Consider the following 15,001-nt stretch of genomic DNA (forward strand, 5'->3'; position numbering starts at 1 on the left):
TGTCTAACCATGTGGCTATCGTGGCTGCCATGGACTTCGCGATGTCGGCCAAGGCGGCTGATCACCACTCCCGGCTCACCGACTTCATGACCGAATATGTTCTCCCGGCCGAGGCGTCCTACCACGCCTATCGCGAGGAAAAGGGCCCGAAGGATCACACGGTCCCCCCGGTGGTGGAGGAACTCAAGGTCAGGGCCCGCGAGCTGGGCCTGTGGAACCTGTTCCTGCCCTCGGAATCCGGGCTGACCAACCTGGAGTACGCGCCGCTGGCCGAGCTGACCGGGTGGAGCATGGAGATCGCTCCCGAGGCGCTCAACTGCGCCGCGCCCGACACCGGCAACATGGAGACGCTGCACCTGTTCGCCAACGAGGCGCAGCGCAAACAGTGGCTCGAACCCCTGCTCAAGGGCGAGATCCGCAGTGCGTTCGCGATGACCGAGCCGGCCGTGGCGTCCTCGGATGCCCGCAATATCGAGACGACGATGCTGCGTGACGGCGCGGACTACGTGATCAACGGGCGCAAGTGGTGGATCACCGGTGCGGCCGATCCGCGCTGCAAGATCCTGATCGTGATGGGTCGCACCAATCCCGACGCCGCCTCGCATCAGCAGCAGTCGATGATCCTGGTGCCGGTGGATACTCCGGGGGTCGACATCCAGCGCTCGCTGCCGGTGTTCGGTTGGCAGGATCAGCACGGACACTGCGAGATCGTGTTCGACAACGTGCGGGTGCCTGCCGAGAACCTGCTGCACGAGGAGGGCAGCGGGTTCGCGATCGCGCAGGCCCGGCTGGGGCCGGGCCGCATCCACCACTGCATGCGTGCCCTCGGTGCGGCTGAGCGGGCCCTGGCGTTGATGGTCGACCGGGTGCAGAAGCGAGTGGCGTTCGGCAAGCCGCTGGCCGAGCAGGGTGTGGTGCGCGAGTCGATTGCCAAGTCCCGCAACGAGATCGATCAGGCCCGGCTGCTGTGCGAGAAAGCCGCGTGGACCATCGACCAGGAGGGCAACAAGGCCGCCCACGTGCTGGTGTCCCAGATCAAGTCGGTCGCCCCGCAGATCGCCTGCAACGTCCTCGACCGGGCCATCCAGGTCCACGGCGCAGCCGGGGTCAGCGACGACTTCCCGCTGGCTCGGCTGTACGCCTGGCACCGCGCCATGCGGCTGTTCGACGGACCCGACGAGGTGCACATGCGCACCATCGCCCGTGCTGAGTTGGGGCGGGAGAAGTCGCCGCTGGCGACGGCGGCCACAAAATGACCGTCGAGCTGGGGGAACTGTCGGGGGCGTGGAATTTTCGGGACGTCGCGGGCGAGACCGCGATCCGACCGGGGCTGCTCTACCGCTCCAGTCTGCTCAGCCAGCTCTCGGACGCGGGCCGGGCGGTATTCCGTCGGCTCGGCATCACCGATGTCGCCGATCTGCGGTCGCACCAGGAGGTGCAACGGCAAGGTTCGGGGCAGGTGCCCGACGGCGTGGCCGTACACCTGCTGCCGTTCCACCCCGACGACCCGTCGAACCAGGATGCGCCGCACGAGAACACTTTTCAGCGGGTGATGTCGGAATCCGGGGACGACGAGGACGTCGCCACCGCGGCCCGGCGGTACATGACCGAGGTGTACGAGGAGTTCCCGACGCTCCCCGGCGCGCACGCCGCGGTGCGCGAGGTGATTTCGATGCTGGCCCAGGACCGTCCGGTGATCGCACATTGCTTCGCGGGCAAGGATCGGACCGGATTCACCGTGGCCACGGTGCTCGCGACCGTCGGCGTCGAGCGCGACCGCATCATCGCCGACTTCCTGGCCAGCAACACCGCGATCCCGGCCCTGCGTAACCGGATCATGGACTCGGTGCGGGCCCGGGCCCAGGATGCGCCGGAGATGGTCACCTACGCCGAGGCCCGGCTGACCGACGAGGTGCTCGGCGTGCGGGAGGAGTACCTGGCCGCCGCGTGGGACCGGCTGGTGCAGGACTTCGGCTCAGTGAGCGGCTTCGTGGAGGCGGCCGGCGTGTCCCCGGAGACCATCACGGCGTTGCGGACGAACCTGCTGGGATAGCGGCGGGTCACGCCTCCTCTAGCGCCTCACCCAGCTCCCGCGCCGTCTGACTGTGCTCGTTCTGCATCAGCATGTGCCCGGCACCGAGCAACAAGGCAACCGGCCAGTCGATGATCTCGACCGCGGCCAGAATGCCCAGCGCACCGTAATAGGCCAGCTGCTCGGGGTGAGGCACCTTCACCCGGCCCACCAAGGGCAGCGTCACAGCGAATCCGCGCGCGTGGCGCACCGTGTGCACGGCGCCACGCTGACCCTGGGTTGATTTCGACTTTTCGGCCATTGCTCACCTTTCGGTCACGTCGACTTCGATTTCTCGAGATCTCGGCTTCGCACCGTGAGAGGCGTGAGAACTTCCGGCTCCGGCGCTCCGTCCGATCCGTTGACCGACGCGGTATCGCGCGTCCTGGTTCTCCCGTTGCGGGAGCTGTACGCCGTGCTGTGGCGCTGCGGTGTACTCGACGTCGACGACTGATCCGGCGGCTCCGACGCCCGCGCAACCTGCGCGAGGCGGGGCACCAACCGCGGCGCGACAGCAGCGACGCCGGTGGCCACACCGGCCGCGGTCAGCGCCTGCGCCCACCCGAGCGGGTCGAGCGGTGTGCAGCCCAACAGCTGGCTGAGGCCGGGCGTACTGATCACCGCGCCCAATGACACCAGCGAACCGGCCGCGGTCGCGACCACCAATGGACTGTGGGAGTCGATCAAGGTCTGCGCCAGCTGGGTGGAGACCAGGGCCACCAGCGCCACGGTGGAGGCGCGCCGCGGCGCCAAGGAGAAACCCGCCGAGAACCAGGCACCGGTGGCCGCGCCGGCCGTCGTCGCACCCCGAATCGCCACGGTGCGCCACAGCTCGGCCTGATCGGGTCCGTGACCGGCGCGGGTTGCGGTGCGTGTCGTCGGGCTCACCGCCAGGGCCGCCGCCGGCAGCGCATCGGTCATCATGTTGACCAGCAGAAGCTGCCGCGTGTTCAGTGGTGAACGTCCGGTGAGCGCGCTGCCCACGATCGAGAACACCACCTCGCCGGCATTGCCGCCCAGCAGCACCGACACGGCGGACTGCACCCGCCGCCACAGCTCGTGTCCCTCGTCCAGCGCGTCGATCAAGGCGCCGATCCGTCCGTCGAGCAGCAGCACGTCGGCCGAACTGCGGGCCGGATCGCTACCGCGGGCCGCGACCCCGATGCCCACCGTGGCCGCCCGAATGGCGGCGGCGTCGTTGGCTCCGTCACCGACCATGGCGCACACCTGCCCGGTACGTTCCAGGGTCTGCACGATCTGGACCTTGTGCTCGGGCGACATCCGCGCGAAGACCAGGCGCTCGCGGACCGCGCGTTCCTGGCTGCGGCGTGGCATCGCCACCCATTCCTCGCCGCTCATCACCTGCTCGGCGGTGACCGGCAGCCCCATTTCCGTCGCGATCGCCTTCGCGGTGACGGGATGGTCTCCGGTGATGAGCCGGATGCCGATACCCTTGCGGCGCAACGACTTCAACACATAGGCGGATTCCGGACGGGGCGTATCGGACAACCCCAGCAGGCCGACGAACTGCAGCTCACCGGAGGCCAGGTCAGCGAGGGCGTCGACGTCGTCGCGGGCGCGCGCCACCTGCGCCGGGGTCAACGGCCGGCGGGCCACCGCAAGGACCCGCAGGCCGTTGCGGGCCATCTCGTCGACGGTGCGGCTCACAGCCCGGGCCACGTCCCCACAGCCGGCCAACACCACTTCGGGGGCGCCTTTGACGGCCAGCTCGTCGCCGAGCATCGCGGCCGAGAATTTACGGCCGGAGCGGAACGGAAGGTAGACCCCGACCTCGTCGATCGCCGCCAGGTCGGCCGCCTCGGCGACCGCCGCGTCGGTGGCGTGTTCGTACTGCTCGCCATTCTTGGGCGGGGTGGCGCGGGCCGCGCAGTCGAGCACCTGCTGCTCGGAGGCCCGCCCACCCGGGGCCCGAACCTGCGCGACGCGTAGGCGGTTCGCGCTGAGCGTGCCGGTCTTGTCGAAACACACCACGTCGACGCGACCGAGCGCCTCCACCGACCGTGGGCTGCGCACCAGCGCCCCGGAGCTGGTCAGCCGCCGCGCCGAGGCCTGCTGGGCCAGCGTCGCCACCAGCGGCAGGCCCTCGGGCACGGCCGCCACCGCAACCGCGACCCCGCTGGCAACCGCGCTGTGCAGCGGCAACTTGCGTAGCAGACCCAACCCGCTGACCAGCCCGCCACCGGCCAGGCTGTAGGGCAGGGCCCGGTTGGTGAGTTCACGCAGCTGCGCCTGTAGGCCGACGGCCGGGCCGGCGCCCTGACCCACGTCGGTGGCGCGGCGCGCCTGCGTCGCGGCGCCCACCTCGGTCACCACCGCGACGACCGTTCCGGCCACCAACGTGGTGGTGGCGTACAGCATGCAGTGCCGTTCGGCCAGGGCGGCGCCGGGAGTGGCCGCGACCTGCTTGGCCACCGGCAGCGATTCACCGGTCAACGACGCTTCGTCGGCCTCGGCATCGACTTCCTCGAGGATTCGGGCGTCGGCGGGCACCACCTCGCCGGGGCGCACCTCGATGACGTCACCGGGACGCAGCAGCTTGGCCGGCACACTCTCGTAACCACCGGCGTCGCCCGTCACCCGGCGAGCCGGCGGATCCTGGACCGCCAACAGCCGGCTGAGTAACCGCTCCGCCCGGACCTGCTGGGTGGCAGCCAGAATGGCGTTGCCGGTCAGCACCGACCCGACGAGCACGGCGTCCACCGGGGAGCCGAGCATCGCGCTGGCCGCCGAACCGACGGCCAGCACGGGAGTCAGCGGATCGGACAACTCTGCCCGCAGCGCCGCCAGAAGATCACCGAACGTCCGGGACAGCGGCCCGCCACGCGGCTGCCAGGCACGGGAATCATCGTCCGGTGCTGCAGATTCGGCAATCCGCTGCCGCACCTGCTCGGGGGTCATCGCATGCCAGTCCTCGAAGGAGGCAGCCTTGGGCGCCGGATCCCTCAGCACGCGGCGGGCCTGCCAGTATCCCGAAACCAGGCCGACAGCGGCGCCGGCGGTCACCGGTCCCGGGCCGCGGCCCCGCACCCCGGGCACCATCAGCAAGGCGCCGAGCAGAGTGCCACCGGTGGCGAGCTCCACACCCCGCTCACTGGTCCGGCGCGCGGCAGGCATGGCGTGCAGCAGGCGCCACACCGCGGCCAGGTCGTCGGTGAGGACATCGGCGTGCCAGGGGATGGCGGCACCGGTGTGCCCGTTGAGGACGCCGATCGCGAGGTCGGCGGCACCGAGGGCACGCGAGGCGTCCACCGCGAGCACCGCCACGGTGCGGCCGTCGCGCTGCAGCGCATCGACCGCGTCGACCAACGCCGAATCGACGTCACCGTCGCCCTGATGCAGCTCGTCGAACGACGAGCGCAGATCCCCGAGATCGTCCAGGGCCAGGGACACCGCCTGGGCACCGGCCCGGCGGATCTCGGTCAGCACGCTGTGCGCGAGAGGGTGGTGGCTGTGGCGCACCAGGACCCGGCCGCGGGTCCTGCCGTTGCGCTCGGAGCCGGCGAATGCCGGTGCCACGGGATGCCAACCGACGTCCAGCGCCCCGCCCTCGAGCCGGCCCTGCGCCCACTGCCAGACCGCGGCACGGTCGGATTCGGCCACATCGCGAAACTGCCCCACCCGCAACTGGTCGGTGACCAGGATCCGCGGATCGACCACCACGGCGTCGATCCGGTCGAGGAGTCGTAATGCGTTGGCCCGCAAGGGTAGGACGCCGAAACGGTCAGCCACTCCGCGGCCGAGCGTGCTGGCGAACGCCTCGCGGGAATTACGGGCCGCCTTGGGTGCGGTGACCACGGCGGCGGTCGCGGCCGCGCCGACGTCCCGGGTCAGCAGCCCGACGGAGGCAGCGGCGGCGGCCTGAGCCTGTGCACACCGCTTCGCGTGCCGCTCCACCGGCCCGTCGGGCACTGGGCAGGGACGCGGCGGCACCGGTGGCGCGGCGAGCGATTCGGCGTGTGCGGCGAGCCGGGGCTCGTGGGCCCGCCATGCGTTGGCGGCCGACGCGGATTCGGCGAGCTGGGACAGATGGCGCACGAACTCGACGGCGACCACCGCCGGGGCCTGGGTGAGCGCATAGACGGTGGCGGCGCCGACGCCGAGCGCCGCGTCGGCGGCCACCGGACCGAGCCGGGCTTCCACCAGCGCCCGCACCTTGGGCTGGTAGTCGACGGCGCTGACGACGGCGGCCGGGCCTGCGGGCAGCCGGGGCAGCGGCACCACCCGGCCGACCGCCGCCACACCGACTCCGACACCGCTGGCTGCTGCCGCAATGCCCTTGAGTGCCAAAACGATTCCGTCGCCGGGCAGGTCGGTAGGTCGTGGCGCCGGCTCTGGGTCCGGCTGTGTGGCTTCGGCGCGCGCCACCGCGTCACACAGCTGCGGCAGACCGACCGCACCAGGTTGGTCCTCGTCGATTTCGACGATCACGCGGGACAAGGAGAAGTTCAGCTGCACCGTGCGCACCCCGGGCAGGCCACGGATCTCCCGCAACACCGCGGCGCCGATACGCCGACCATGTTCGGCGGGCAGGCCGCGCACCTCGATCCAGCACCGGCCGTTTCCACGCCAACAACGCCGGGCCGGCGTCCCACCGACCATTTCCGCCGCGGCGGCCAGAGCCGTCTGCACCGGCGCCGCGGCCAGGGCAGCCGCGCCGTTGACGATCCGGCCGAGCGCGGTGATCACTTAGCGCGCGAAGCCGCACCGGTGCGTCGCGTCGCCGAGCGACCGGACGACTTGGCGGTGGTGCTCGTCGAAGACCGGGTCGGGGGACGCTTGGTCGCCGCTGAGCGTTTGGCCGCCGAGGACGCCGGACGCGAATCCGGGGATTCCTCGGGTTCCTCGCCGTCACGCTGATTCAGTTGGTGGACAACGAGAGCCGCACCGCCCACGGTGAGCAACACCGGCCACTCGACAAGGCCTGCCGCTCCGACCGCGGCGAGGGTGAGGGCGGCCGCGGCCGGGGATCTGCTGCCCTGGCTCACCCCGCTGCGAATCCCTGCGCCGACCCCTTTGATTCCCCCGACCACTCCGTTGACTGCTGCCCCGCCGATCGCTCCTGCGGTTGCGGTGGTGGCGTCCGCGGTGCGGCTGACCGCCTGCACGGCGCCTGAGACGATGTTCACGATCGGACTCCTCACTTCACCGTCTCAACAACTACCCCCTTCACCGCTGGTCTACACCCAACTCGGGCAAAGCTGACAGCAAGTTCGCAGAACGCGTAGGGCCCGGGTTTGTGCACCGGTCAGGGAGCGTCTCGCGGAACAGTCGAAGCGAACGTCACACGAACCTCGTCGGCGACCTTCATCGCGCCCATCAGCATCGAGAACTGTTTGACGCCGAAGTCGCTGTGGCGCACCTGCGCCTCGCCCGAGATCCGCCAGGAATCGCCGGCGTCCTCGGCCTGCACCTCTACGGTCTGCGGTCCGGTGTGTCCGTTCAGGTCCAGTGTGCCCGTCAGCCGCAGCGAATCGCCGTCGGGCTCGATCGTCGTCGTCGCGAAGTGCGCCTGACCGAATCGCTTCGCGCGCAAGGTTTTCAACGCGTTGGACCGGATCAGGGTTTTCTCCGCACCGGTCAGCGGGGTCAACCCACCGTCTCCACGCACGACGTCGAGGGAGCCGAGGTCGACGGTCATCTCCACGGCAGAAGGCCGATCCCCGTCCCACTCCACGACCGCCTGCCAGGACGTGAACGTGAGCGTCAGCCGGTGGCCCATGCGGGCGGCACTACCGGTGACACCGGTATGCAGCAGCAGTTGACCCGACTCGGGGCCGAGGGTCCATTGCGTCATGAGGCAAGCACCAGACCCGTCACCCAGGTGACGGTGGCCAGCAATGCGCCCGCCAGCTCGACCCCGACCGAGAGGGCAACACCCTTGAGAGCGTGGACGGTTGACGCCCAGGCCCGGCGATTGTCATGGCGTGCGGCCAGCTCGGCCAGGTACACGCCCAGGACGAATCCGATCACCAGTCCGATCACCGGGATGACGAAGAAGCCGATCAGGCCGAGCGCCCCACCGGCCACCAGGCTCCACGTGCGCACCTCGGCGGCGCGCATCCGCCGCACCGGCCACACGTACTTGATCACCTCGGCGGTCACGGAGAACACCGCCGCCACCGCCAGCGTCACCCACCCGACGACGCCTCCCTCGACGATCGCCCACACCGCGATCGCCGCGAGCACCAGAAAGCCGCCGCCGGGCAGCACGGGCACCACGATGCCGACGAGCCCGACAGCGATCACCAACGCGACGAGAACAACCCCGAGTGTGCTCACGGTTTCTGCCCACGCACCCACTGCATGGCGCCCATGCTCTTGGACCGCACCCACTGCAAGCCGAGCCGCTCGAACTCGTCGGCGAGTTCGTCGTCGCCGAAGAACCGTGCCCCGCCCTTCGCGAGCAGCCGGGCCGGGCCGCGGTCGGTGGCCGTCGGCACCATGATCGCGATGCGGCCGCCGGGGCGCAGCACCCGCACCATCTCCGCCAGCGCCACCTCGGCCTGCGGGATCAACTGCACCACCGCGATCGAGGTCACCGCGTCGAAGACGTCGTCACGGAACGGGAGGTTCTGGGCGTCGGCGCGCAGGAAACCGACCTGCCGGCTCGCTTCCGCCTCGACCGCACGAGCCAGCATCGGCTCGGAGATGTCCACGCCCAGCGCGATCCCGTCGAGGCCGGCCGCCCGCGCCAGCGCGGCGGTCACGTTGCCGGGGCCGCTGCCGACGTCGAGGGCGATGCCCCCGGGCGGGATGTCCAGCCATTCGGTGGGCTCCTGCCACGCCGTCATGAGCTTGCGGCCCAGCGCCTGGGCGTTGTCGTACAGCTTCGAGCCCAGCGGCGAGGCCCACACCTTCTGGATGAACCCGGCGTTCTTCGGGGCGTCACTGCCTGCCCCCAGCAGGTCGAGATATCCCTTGCTGACGTCCGGCTGGGCCGGTGGATCGGCAAGAAGCTCCAGCGCCTTGGTCAATGCCCGGCTCGATGCGGTGTCCACACCTCTACGCTACGCACCGAGTCGGGCGGTGCCGTGCGTCATCAGGGCTCGAGGACCAGCTTTCCCCGCACCGCACCGTTTGCCAGCGCCTCGAGCGCCGCCGCCCCCTCGGACAGCGGGTACCGCACCGGTGGGGGTGGCCGCAGCCCGGCGGCGACGAGCTTGTTGAGCTCGGCACCCACCTGCGCCTGGGCTTCCGGGTGGCGGCGCACGAACTCGCCCCAGCCCACCCCGACGACACTGACGTTGCGCAGCAGCAGCCGGTTCACCTTGACCGTCGGGATCCCGCCACCGGCGGCGAAGCCGATGACCAGCAGCCGGCCTTCGGGAGCCAGCACCCGGATGGCGTCGTCGAAGGCCGGGCCACCGATCGGATCGACCACCAGGTCGACGCCCTGCCCGCCGGTGGCCTCCAGCACGGCCTCACGCCAGCCATCGGCCAGCGGCAACACCAGATCGGCACCGAGCGACGAGATGAACTCCTCGGCGCCGGACCGGTGCACCATGGCAATCACCTTGGCGCCCATGGCTTTGGCCAATTGGATCGACGCCGCGCCGATGCCGCCGGCCGAACCGAGCACCAGCACGGTCTCGCCCGCCACCAGCCCGCCCCGGCGGGCCAGCGCGAACTGCATCGTGTAGTAGTTGCCCAGCAGCGAGGCCGCCTCGCCGTCGTCGAGACCGTCGGCGGTGGCGATCACGTTGGCCGGTACGGCCGCCACCTGCTCGGCGTACCCACCGATCATCGAGAACGCCGAAACCCGTTGCCCCGGTGTGAAACCGGAGCCTTCGGGTGCCGCGCGCACCGTTCCGGCCACCTCCATGCCGGGCGTGAACGGCGGTTCCAGCCGCAGCTGGTACTCACCGCGCAGCAACAGCAGATCGGGGAAGCAGACGCCGGCGGCGCCGACGTCGATGATGACCGCATCCCCTGGGGTCGGTTCCTCGACGTCGACGTACGCCAGCCCGGACGTACCGGTAAGTGCCTGCGCGACAAGCGCTTTCACTGGTTCTAGCCCAGCTTGAACGACGCCTGCTGAGCGGCGGACAGATCGGTGATCTCGCCCCACTTGGCGGCGACGTCGTCAACCGAGGGCACGCCGTCGGAGAACGTGACGCCCTCGTTCTGGAACAGTGCGGTGCGCTGGACCTTGCCGCCGCCGACGATGAAGATCGAGTCGGTGTCGGGCAGTTCCTCGGTCATCAGGTAGGCGACCACCGGGGCCACGTACTCGGGGGTGAGCTTCTCGAATACCTCGGGCGGCAGGATGTCCTGGGTCATCCGGGTGGCCGCGATCGGGGCGACGGCGTTGGTCTTGATGTTGTACTTGGCGCCTTCCTGGGCCAGCGTGTTGATCAGGCCGACCAGGCCGAGCTTGGCGGCGCCGTAGTTGGCCTGGCCGAAGTTGCCGAACAGGCCGCTGGTGGAAGTGGCCACGACGACGCGCCCGAAGCTCTGCTCACGGAAGTGCGGCCAGGCGGCGCGGATGACGTTGTAGCCGCCGTAGAGATGCACCTTGAGCACGGCGTCCCAGTTCTCGAACGTCATCTTGTGGAAGGTGCCGTCGCGCAGGATGCCGGCGTTGCTGACGACGCCGTCGACCTTGCCGAACTCGTCGATGGCGGTCTTGATGATGTTCTCGGCGCCCTCAGGCTCGGCCACGCTGTCGTAGTTGGCCACGGCCCGGCCGCCGGCGGCCTTGATCTCGTTGACCACCTCGTCGGCCATGTTGTGGCCGGCACCGGTGCCGTCGCGGGCACCCCCGAGGTCATTGACGACGACGCTGGCGCCCTCGCGGGCCAGCGTCAGGGCGTATTCACGACCCAGACCGCCACCGGCTCCGGTGACGACGACGACGCGATCCTGCACTCCTGGCATGGGGATTCCTCCTCGGTAGGGGCCGGAAATACGGCTCAACTCCCCTCTTGTATACGGCGGCTGCCTCATGGTCGGTGCACCGGGTCGGCGAGTGACCACTGTCACGGCGTTCGGAGGTTTATTTTGGAATCATTCCAGTATTGCTTTAGTTGAACCATTCAAGAAAGCGATACAGAAGAGGGATGCAGTAATGAAGAAGTTGGGTTTCACCGCCGTCATCGCCAGTGCCCTGGCCACCGCCGTCGTCGGCTTCGCCGCACCGGCCTCCGCCGGGATCGACCACCACATCTGGGTGCATCAGCAGCACCAGTCGGCGACCGTTCCACAGGTCGACCACAGCGTGCACCAGAGCCGCTGAGTGTCACCGGCGGTGACCACTATCACGGCGAGCGCGGGAGCTTAACAGAAATAAAGCGCCCTGACCGAGGGTTGGAAGCTGAGAAAGTTTTAAAAAAATGAAGGAATCAATAGTGAAAAAGTTCGGATTCACCGCAATCGCCGCCAGTGGATTGGCAGCTGCCGTTCTGGGCCTGGCCGCACCGGCATCCGCCGGCGTCGACCACCACATCTGGGTACACCAGCTGCACCAGAAGGCTCAGGTGCCGCAGGTCGACAACACCGTGAAGCACACCAGCATCAACCTGTCCAGCATGAACGTCGGCCGCTGAAGCACGGCGAACAAGCAAGGGGCGCCCCATGATCGGGGGCGCCCCTTCTTATTGTCAGGGAAAGCTCAGAGCCGTTCGGCGGTGAGGAACGTCGAGAACGCTCCCTTGTCGTCATGCTCAAGCTCGACGTAGCGACCGAGCCGACGCATCTCGTCGAGGGAGTGCACACCGTCGGCCCGCCAACCGTGGGTACCGAGCCACTCGGCGACATCGGCCCGGTCGGGATCTTCGTAGATCAGGTCCTGGACATTCAGCGCCTGCTCCATGTTGAACTGCGCGGCGAACTTCTCGAAGCGCTCCCGCATCTCCTCGCGACGCTCGCTCGCCGTCACCCCGGCCGTTTCGGCGGCGATGCGGCTGCCCGGTGCCGACAACTCGGTGACGAGCTCGAACAGCCGATCCTGCGCATCGGCGGGCAGGTACATCAGGAGCCCCTCGGCCAGCCACGCCGTCGGCTGGGCGTCGTCAAAACCCGCCTCCCGCAAGGCCTTCGGCCAATCCTGGCGCAGGTCGATGGCGACCTCACGGCGCTGCGCGGACGGCTGCGCCCCATGAGCGGCCAACGTCTCGGCCTTGTACTCGAGCACCTTGGGCTGGTCGATCTCGAACACCGTGGTGCCCGCCGGCCAGTCCAGCCGGTAGGCGCGGGAGTCCAACCCCGAAGCCAGGATCACGATCTGGCGGATGCCGGCCTCGGCGGCCTTGGTGAAGTACTCGTCGAAGAAGTGGGTGCGCACGGCCTGGTAGCTGCCCATGTGCTCGAAGATCCTGGCGGCTTCGGCGTCCAGCTCTTCAATCTTGTTGGCGATGTCCTGATCCAGCAGGGTTTCCCAGACGCCGGTGCCGGCCCCGGCGACGAGGATCGCCGCGTACGGATCGCGGATCAGCGGGTTCTCACGCTTGGTCTCGCCGGCGCGGGCGGCGGCCACCATGACGGCCGTCGAGCCCACGCTGGTGGCGATGTCCCAGGTGTCGTCATGACTGCGCAGTGAGCTCATCGGGTTTCTCCGTCCAATCGGGCGCGCAACAGCACGCTGTCCAAACCGAGTTCGGCCAGTTCGTCGACGGCGGCCGGCCGGCCCAGCCGGGCCATCTCGTCTGTGGCGGCCACGGCGTCAACATCCCAGCCGTGCGCGGTCAGCCACTCGGCGGCGTCGGCCCGCTCGTCATCGGTGTACATCAGGGCGTCGACGTCGAGATCCAGGCCCAGAGCGGTACGCATGTGCTCGCTGCGGGCGCGGCGCTGCGCGCACTTCTCGGGCGTGTAGCGGGCCGGATCCATCACGAAGGCCTCGACCGCGATACGGCTACCCGGTGCGCTGTGGGCGCCGACGAGTTCGAACAGCCGGTCCTGGGCCTCGGCCGGCAGGTATGGCAGCAAGCCTTCGGCCAGCCACGCGGTCGGCTGCGTCGGGTCGAATCCGGCGTCGAGCAGGGCGGCCGGCCAGTCGTCACGCAGGTCGACCGGCACCGGCACGTGCTGTGCGCGGGGGACTGCGGTGTGGGCCTGCAGCGTCGCGGTCTTGTACTCGAGCACCTTGGGCTGGTCGATCTCGTACACCGTGGTGCCGGCGGGCCAGTCCAGCCGGAACGCGCGCGAATCCAGACCGGCGGCCAGGATGACGATCTGGCGGATGCCGTCGTGGGTCACGTCGGTGAAATAGTCGTCGAAGTAGTGGGTGCGGACCGCTTGGTAGTTGCGGGCCATCTCGTGGATGCGACGGGCGTCCGGATCCTCGCCGATCCAGTGCGGTTCACTGCCGGCCAGCTGGGCCCAAGCCGGGCCCGCGGCGGCCACCAGCAAGAAGGCGAACTCATCGCGGATCAGGGGTTCGAGTTGTGCGGTCTCGGCGGCGCGGGAGGCGGCCACGCCCAACGCGGTGGCCCCGACACTCTCGGTGATGTCCCAACTGTCGCCCGCGGCCCGACCCGGCCGCACGTCGCTCAGATCAGTCATTTGTCAAGCCATGCTACCCAAGAACTTAGCCAGGCTATACGGCTATGTGGGCGACCTCACGCAAATCGCGGATCAATCGCGCAGTTGCCAGAGCTTGTTCGCCAGCAGCAGCTCGAACTTGTCCACGATGGCCGCCACGTCATCACGGTGACCCACATAGCCGGCATAGAAGCCCATGCCCCACATCACCGCGACCAGCATTTCCACGATCGTCGGGATGTCGGTGTCGGTGCTCAGCTCACCGCGCTGCACCGCATCATCGACGGCCCATCGGACGAATTCCCGTGAGCTTCGCAGCGCATCGTGCTCCTCGGACACCAGCTCCGGATGTCGCTGGGCCTCGAGTACGGAGGTGACCAGGAAGGCCGCCGCCGAGCGGTCGGCGGAATCGGCATCCATCGCCGCGGCGAAGAACGTCGAGAGCCGGGACAGCAGCGTGCTGGCCTCCCGGGCCTTGGCAATGCCCGCGGCGATCACCTTCGCATTGGTTTGCTCCACCACATCGCGGTACAGCACTCGCTTGCTGCTGAAGTAATGGTTGATCGCCGGGCGCGTGAGGTCCGCACGGATCGCGATCGCCTGGAATGTGGCCGCGTCATAACCCAGTTCGCTGAAAACTTCACGGGCCGCGTGCACGATGCGTTCACGGGTCTCAGCCGCCTTTGCTGCGGGTGGACGTCCCGGTCCCCGGCTCGCGATGTGGGCCACGTTCGAATTGTGCCACACGTCACCTGAGGCGTCCGACGCTGTCATCTGGCGGTCACTGACAAGCGGCTGACCAGCAAAGCCCGGGCGCGTCCCAAAATTGACGGCGACTAGCGTTGGCTTTCATGGCGGGGGTTGCTTCACGGGAGTCGTACTTCGACACCGGTATGGATGTGTTGTCCGATCTGGGCTACGGCGGGCTCAAGCTCGCCGAGGTGTGCAACCGGCTGGGGGTCACCACCGGCTCCTTCTATCACTACTTTCCGAACTGGGCGTCCTATACCCGCGAACTCATCGCACACTGGCGTGAGGCGCGCACCCTGCGGGTGGTCGAAGCCGTGCGCGCCGACCGGGACCCGCACCACCGCATCGAAACCCTGATCGTCGAGACGCTCGACCTGCCCCACGGCGCCGAAGCCGCCATCCGGGTCTGGAGCTCACTGGATCCCGATGTCTACGCCGTGCAGGCCGTGGTGGACCAGCTGCGTTTCGACATCCTCTTCGAATCCGCCCTCGAGCTCATCGGCGACGAGCGCAACGCCCGGTACTTCGCGGCCTGGGGCGTGTTCCTCATCGTCGGCTTCGAGCAGAGCACCCTGCCCCGCGACACCGAGACCCTGCGGTGGATCACCACCCAGATGCGCGACGCGCTCGAAGCGGGCCGGTTCGCTCCCGACGCCGGATCCGACGAACCCGTCTAAC

At 69.1% G+C, this 15,001-nt stretch carries 16 protein-coding genes and 1 pseudogene; 6 read left to right on the forward strand and 11 right to left on the reverse strand.

What is annotated here, in order from left to right; genetic code table 11:
- Positions 1-41: 41 nt before the first annotated feature.
- Both A5733_RS13860 and A5733_RS13865 read left to right on the forward strand, forming a co-directional pair.
- Positions 42-1,256, forward strand: a complete 1,215-nt coding sequence (locus A5733_RS13860; protein ID WP_198938820.1) for an acyl-CoA dehydrogenase family protein — start codon at positions 42-44, stop codon at positions 1,254-1,256.
- Positions 1,253-2,053 (forward strand): tyrosine-protein phosphatase, encoded by an 801-nt coding sequence (locus A5733_RS13865; protein WP_076240534.1) that lies wholly within the window; start codon positions 1,253-1,255, stop codon positions 2,051-2,053. Before A5733_RS13860 ends, A5733_RS13865 begins: the two co-directional genes overlap by 4 nt.
- 7 nt (positions 2,054-2,060) lie before the next feature.
- Here A5733_RS13865 and A5733_RS13870 read toward each other — a convergent pair whose 3' ends face one another.
- Complete coding sequence (locus tag A5733_RS13870; protein WP_076240535.1) at positions 2,061-2,333, reverse strand: hypothetical protein; 273 nt, start codon at positions 2,331-2,333, stop codon at positions 2,061-2,063.
- A gap of 63 nt (positions 2,334-2,396) precedes the next feature.
- Here A5733_RS13870 and A5733_RS28105 point away from each other — a divergent pair, with 63 nt between their 5' ends.
- Positions 2,397-2,525, forward strand: a complete 129-nt coding sequence (locus tag A5733_RS28105) for an Rv1535 domain-containing protein (RefSeq protein ID WP_255376488.1) — start codon at positions 2,397-2,399, stop codon at positions 2,523-2,525.
- A gap of 71 nt (positions 2,526-2,596) precedes the next feature.
- On the opposite strand, the pseudogene A5733_RS28235 reads toward A5733_RS28105, so the two are convergent.
- The 7 genes and pseudogenes from A5733_RS28235 to A5733_RS13905 form a co-directional block, all read right to left on the reverse strand.
- Positions 2,597-6,691, reverse strand: a pseudogene (locus tag A5733_RS28235) (HAD-IC family P-type ATPase); the annotation flags it as partial.
- 83 nt (positions 6,692-6,774) lie between these two features.
- Positions 6,775-7,218, reverse strand: a complete 444-nt coding sequence (locus tag A5733_RS13880) for a hypothetical protein (protein ID WP_076240537.1) — start codon at positions 7,216-7,218, stop codon at positions 6,775-6,777.
- A 119-nt stretch (positions 7,219-7,337) separates the two neighbouring features.
- Entirely contained in the window at positions 7,338-7,886 is a 549-nt protein-coding gene (locus A5733_RS13885; protein ID WP_076240538.1) for a YceI family protein, read from the reverse strand.
- A complete protein-coding gene (locus A5733_RS13890; RefSeq protein ID WP_076240591.1) occupies positions 7,883-8,371 on the reverse strand; it encodes a DUF456 domain-containing protein in 489 nt (162 codons plus the stop codon). The genes A5733_RS13885 and A5733_RS13890 overlap by 4 nt, the downstream gene beginning before the upstream one ends.
- Positions 8,368-9,090, reverse strand: a complete 723-nt coding sequence (locus A5733_RS13895; protein WP_076240539.1) for a methyltransferase domain-containing protein — start codon at positions 9,088-9,090, stop codon at positions 8,368-8,370. The genes A5733_RS13890 and A5733_RS13895 overlap by 4 nt, the downstream gene beginning before the upstream one ends.
- 41 nt (positions 9,091-9,131) lie before the next feature.
- Positions 9,132-10,097 carry an NADPH:quinone oxidoreductase family protein gene (locus tag A5733_RS13900; RefSeq protein WP_076240540.1) on the reverse strand — a complete coding sequence of 322 codons (966 nt, stop codon included), beginning with the start codon at positions 10,095-10,097 and terminating at the stop codon, positions 9,132-9,134.
- Between the two features lie 5 nt (positions 10,098-10,102).
- Positions 10,103-10,969 (reverse strand): SDR family oxidoreductase, encoded by an 867-nt coding sequence (locus A5733_RS13905; RefSeq protein ID WP_036390642.1) that lies wholly within the window; start codon positions 10,967-10,969, stop codon positions 10,103-10,105.
- 190 nt (positions 10,970-11,159) lie between these two features.
- On the opposite strand from A5733_RS13905, the gene A5733_RS27725 reads away from it, so the two are divergent.
- A complete protein-coding gene (locus A5733_RS27725; RefSeq protein ID WP_197508289.1) occupies positions 11,160-11,327 on the forward strand; it encodes a hypothetical protein in 168 nt (55 codons plus the stop codon).
- Positions 11,328-11,439: 112 nt separating this feature from the next.
- Entirely contained in the window at positions 11,440-11,637 is a 198-nt protein-coding gene (locus tag A5733_RS13910) for a hypothetical protein (RefSeq protein WP_076240541.1), read from the forward strand.
- Between the two features lie 65 nt (positions 11,638-11,702).
- Here the strand turns inward: A5733_RS13910 and A5733_RS13915 are convergent, their stop codons facing one another.
- The 3 genes from A5733_RS13915 to A5733_RS13925 all read right to left on the reverse strand — a co-directional run bounded on the left by A5733_RS13915 (position 11,703) and on the right by A5733_RS13925 (position 14,302).
- Positions 11,703-12,635 (reverse strand): class I SAM-dependent methyltransferase, encoded by a 933-nt coding sequence (locus tag A5733_RS13915; protein ID WP_076240542.1) that lies wholly within the window; start codon positions 12,633-12,635, stop codon positions 11,703-11,705.
- Positions 12,632-13,594, reverse strand: a complete 963-nt coding sequence (locus A5733_RS13920) for a class I SAM-dependent methyltransferase (RefSeq protein ID WP_076240543.1) — start codon at positions 13,592-13,594, stop codon at positions 12,632-12,634. The genes A5733_RS13915 and A5733_RS13920 overlap by 4 nt, the downstream gene beginning before the upstream one ends.
- Positions 13,595-13,666: 72 nt before the next feature.
- Positions 13,667-14,302, reverse strand: a complete 636-nt coding sequence (locus A5733_RS13925) for a TetR/AcrR family transcriptional regulator (RefSeq protein ID WP_076240592.1) — start codon at positions 14,300-14,302, stop codon at positions 13,667-13,669.
- A 122-nt stretch (positions 14,303-14,424) separates the two neighbouring features.
- Here A5733_RS13925 and A5733_RS13930 point away from each other — a divergent pair, with 122 nt between their 5' ends.
- Positions 14,425-15,000 (forward strand): TetR/AcrR family transcriptional regulator, encoded by a 576-nt coding sequence (locus A5733_RS13930; RefSeq protein WP_067770120.1) that lies wholly within the window; start codon positions 14,425-14,427, stop codon positions 14,998-15,000.
- Position 15,001: the final 1 nt, after the last annotated feature.

The sequence above is a fragment of the Mycobacterium sp. NS-7484 genome, from assembly GCF_001953975.1.
Classification (GTDB): domain Bacteria; phylum Actinomycetota; class Actinomycetes; order Mycobacteriales; family Mycobacteriaceae; genus Mycobacterium.

Bases quoted from the DNA above. Each gene is read 5' to 3' on its own strand.
- A5733_RS13860 (WP_198938820.1), top strand. From the start codon at position 42: ATGTCGGCCAAGGCGGCTGATCACCACTCCCGGCTCACCGACTTCATG.
- A5733_RS13865 (WP_076240534.1), top strand. From the start codon at position 1,253: ATGACCGTCGAGCTGGGGGAACTGTCGGGGGCGTGGAATTTTCGGGAC.
- A5733_RS13870 (WP_076240535.1), bottom strand. From the start codon at position 2,333: ATGGCCGAAAAGTCGAAATCAACCCAGGGTCAGCGTGGCGCCGTGCAC.
- A5733_RS13885 (WP_076240538.1), bottom strand. From the start codon at position 7,886: ATGACGCAATGGACCCTCGGCCCCGAGTCGGGTCAACTGCTGCTGCAT.
- A5733_RS13905 (WP_036390642.1), bottom strand. From the start codon at position 10,969: ATGCCAGGAGTGCAGGATCGCGTCGTCGTCGTCACCGGAGCCGGTGGC.
- A5733_RS27725 (WP_197508289.1), top strand. From the start codon at position 11,160: ATGAAGAAGTTGGGTTTCACCGCCGTCATCGCCAGTGCCCTGGCCACC.
- A5733_RS13915 (WP_076240542.1), bottom strand. From the start codon at position 12,635: ATGAGCTCACTGCGCAGTCATGACGACACCTGGGACATCGCCACCAGC.
- A5733_RS13920 (WP_076240543.1), bottom strand. From the start codon at position 13,594: ATGACTGATCTGAGCGACGTGCGGCCGGGTCGGGCCGCGGGCGACAGT.
- A5733_RS13930 (WP_067770120.1), top strand. From the start codon at position 14,425: ATGGCGGGGGTTGCTTCACGGGAGTCGTACTTCGACACCGGTATGGAT.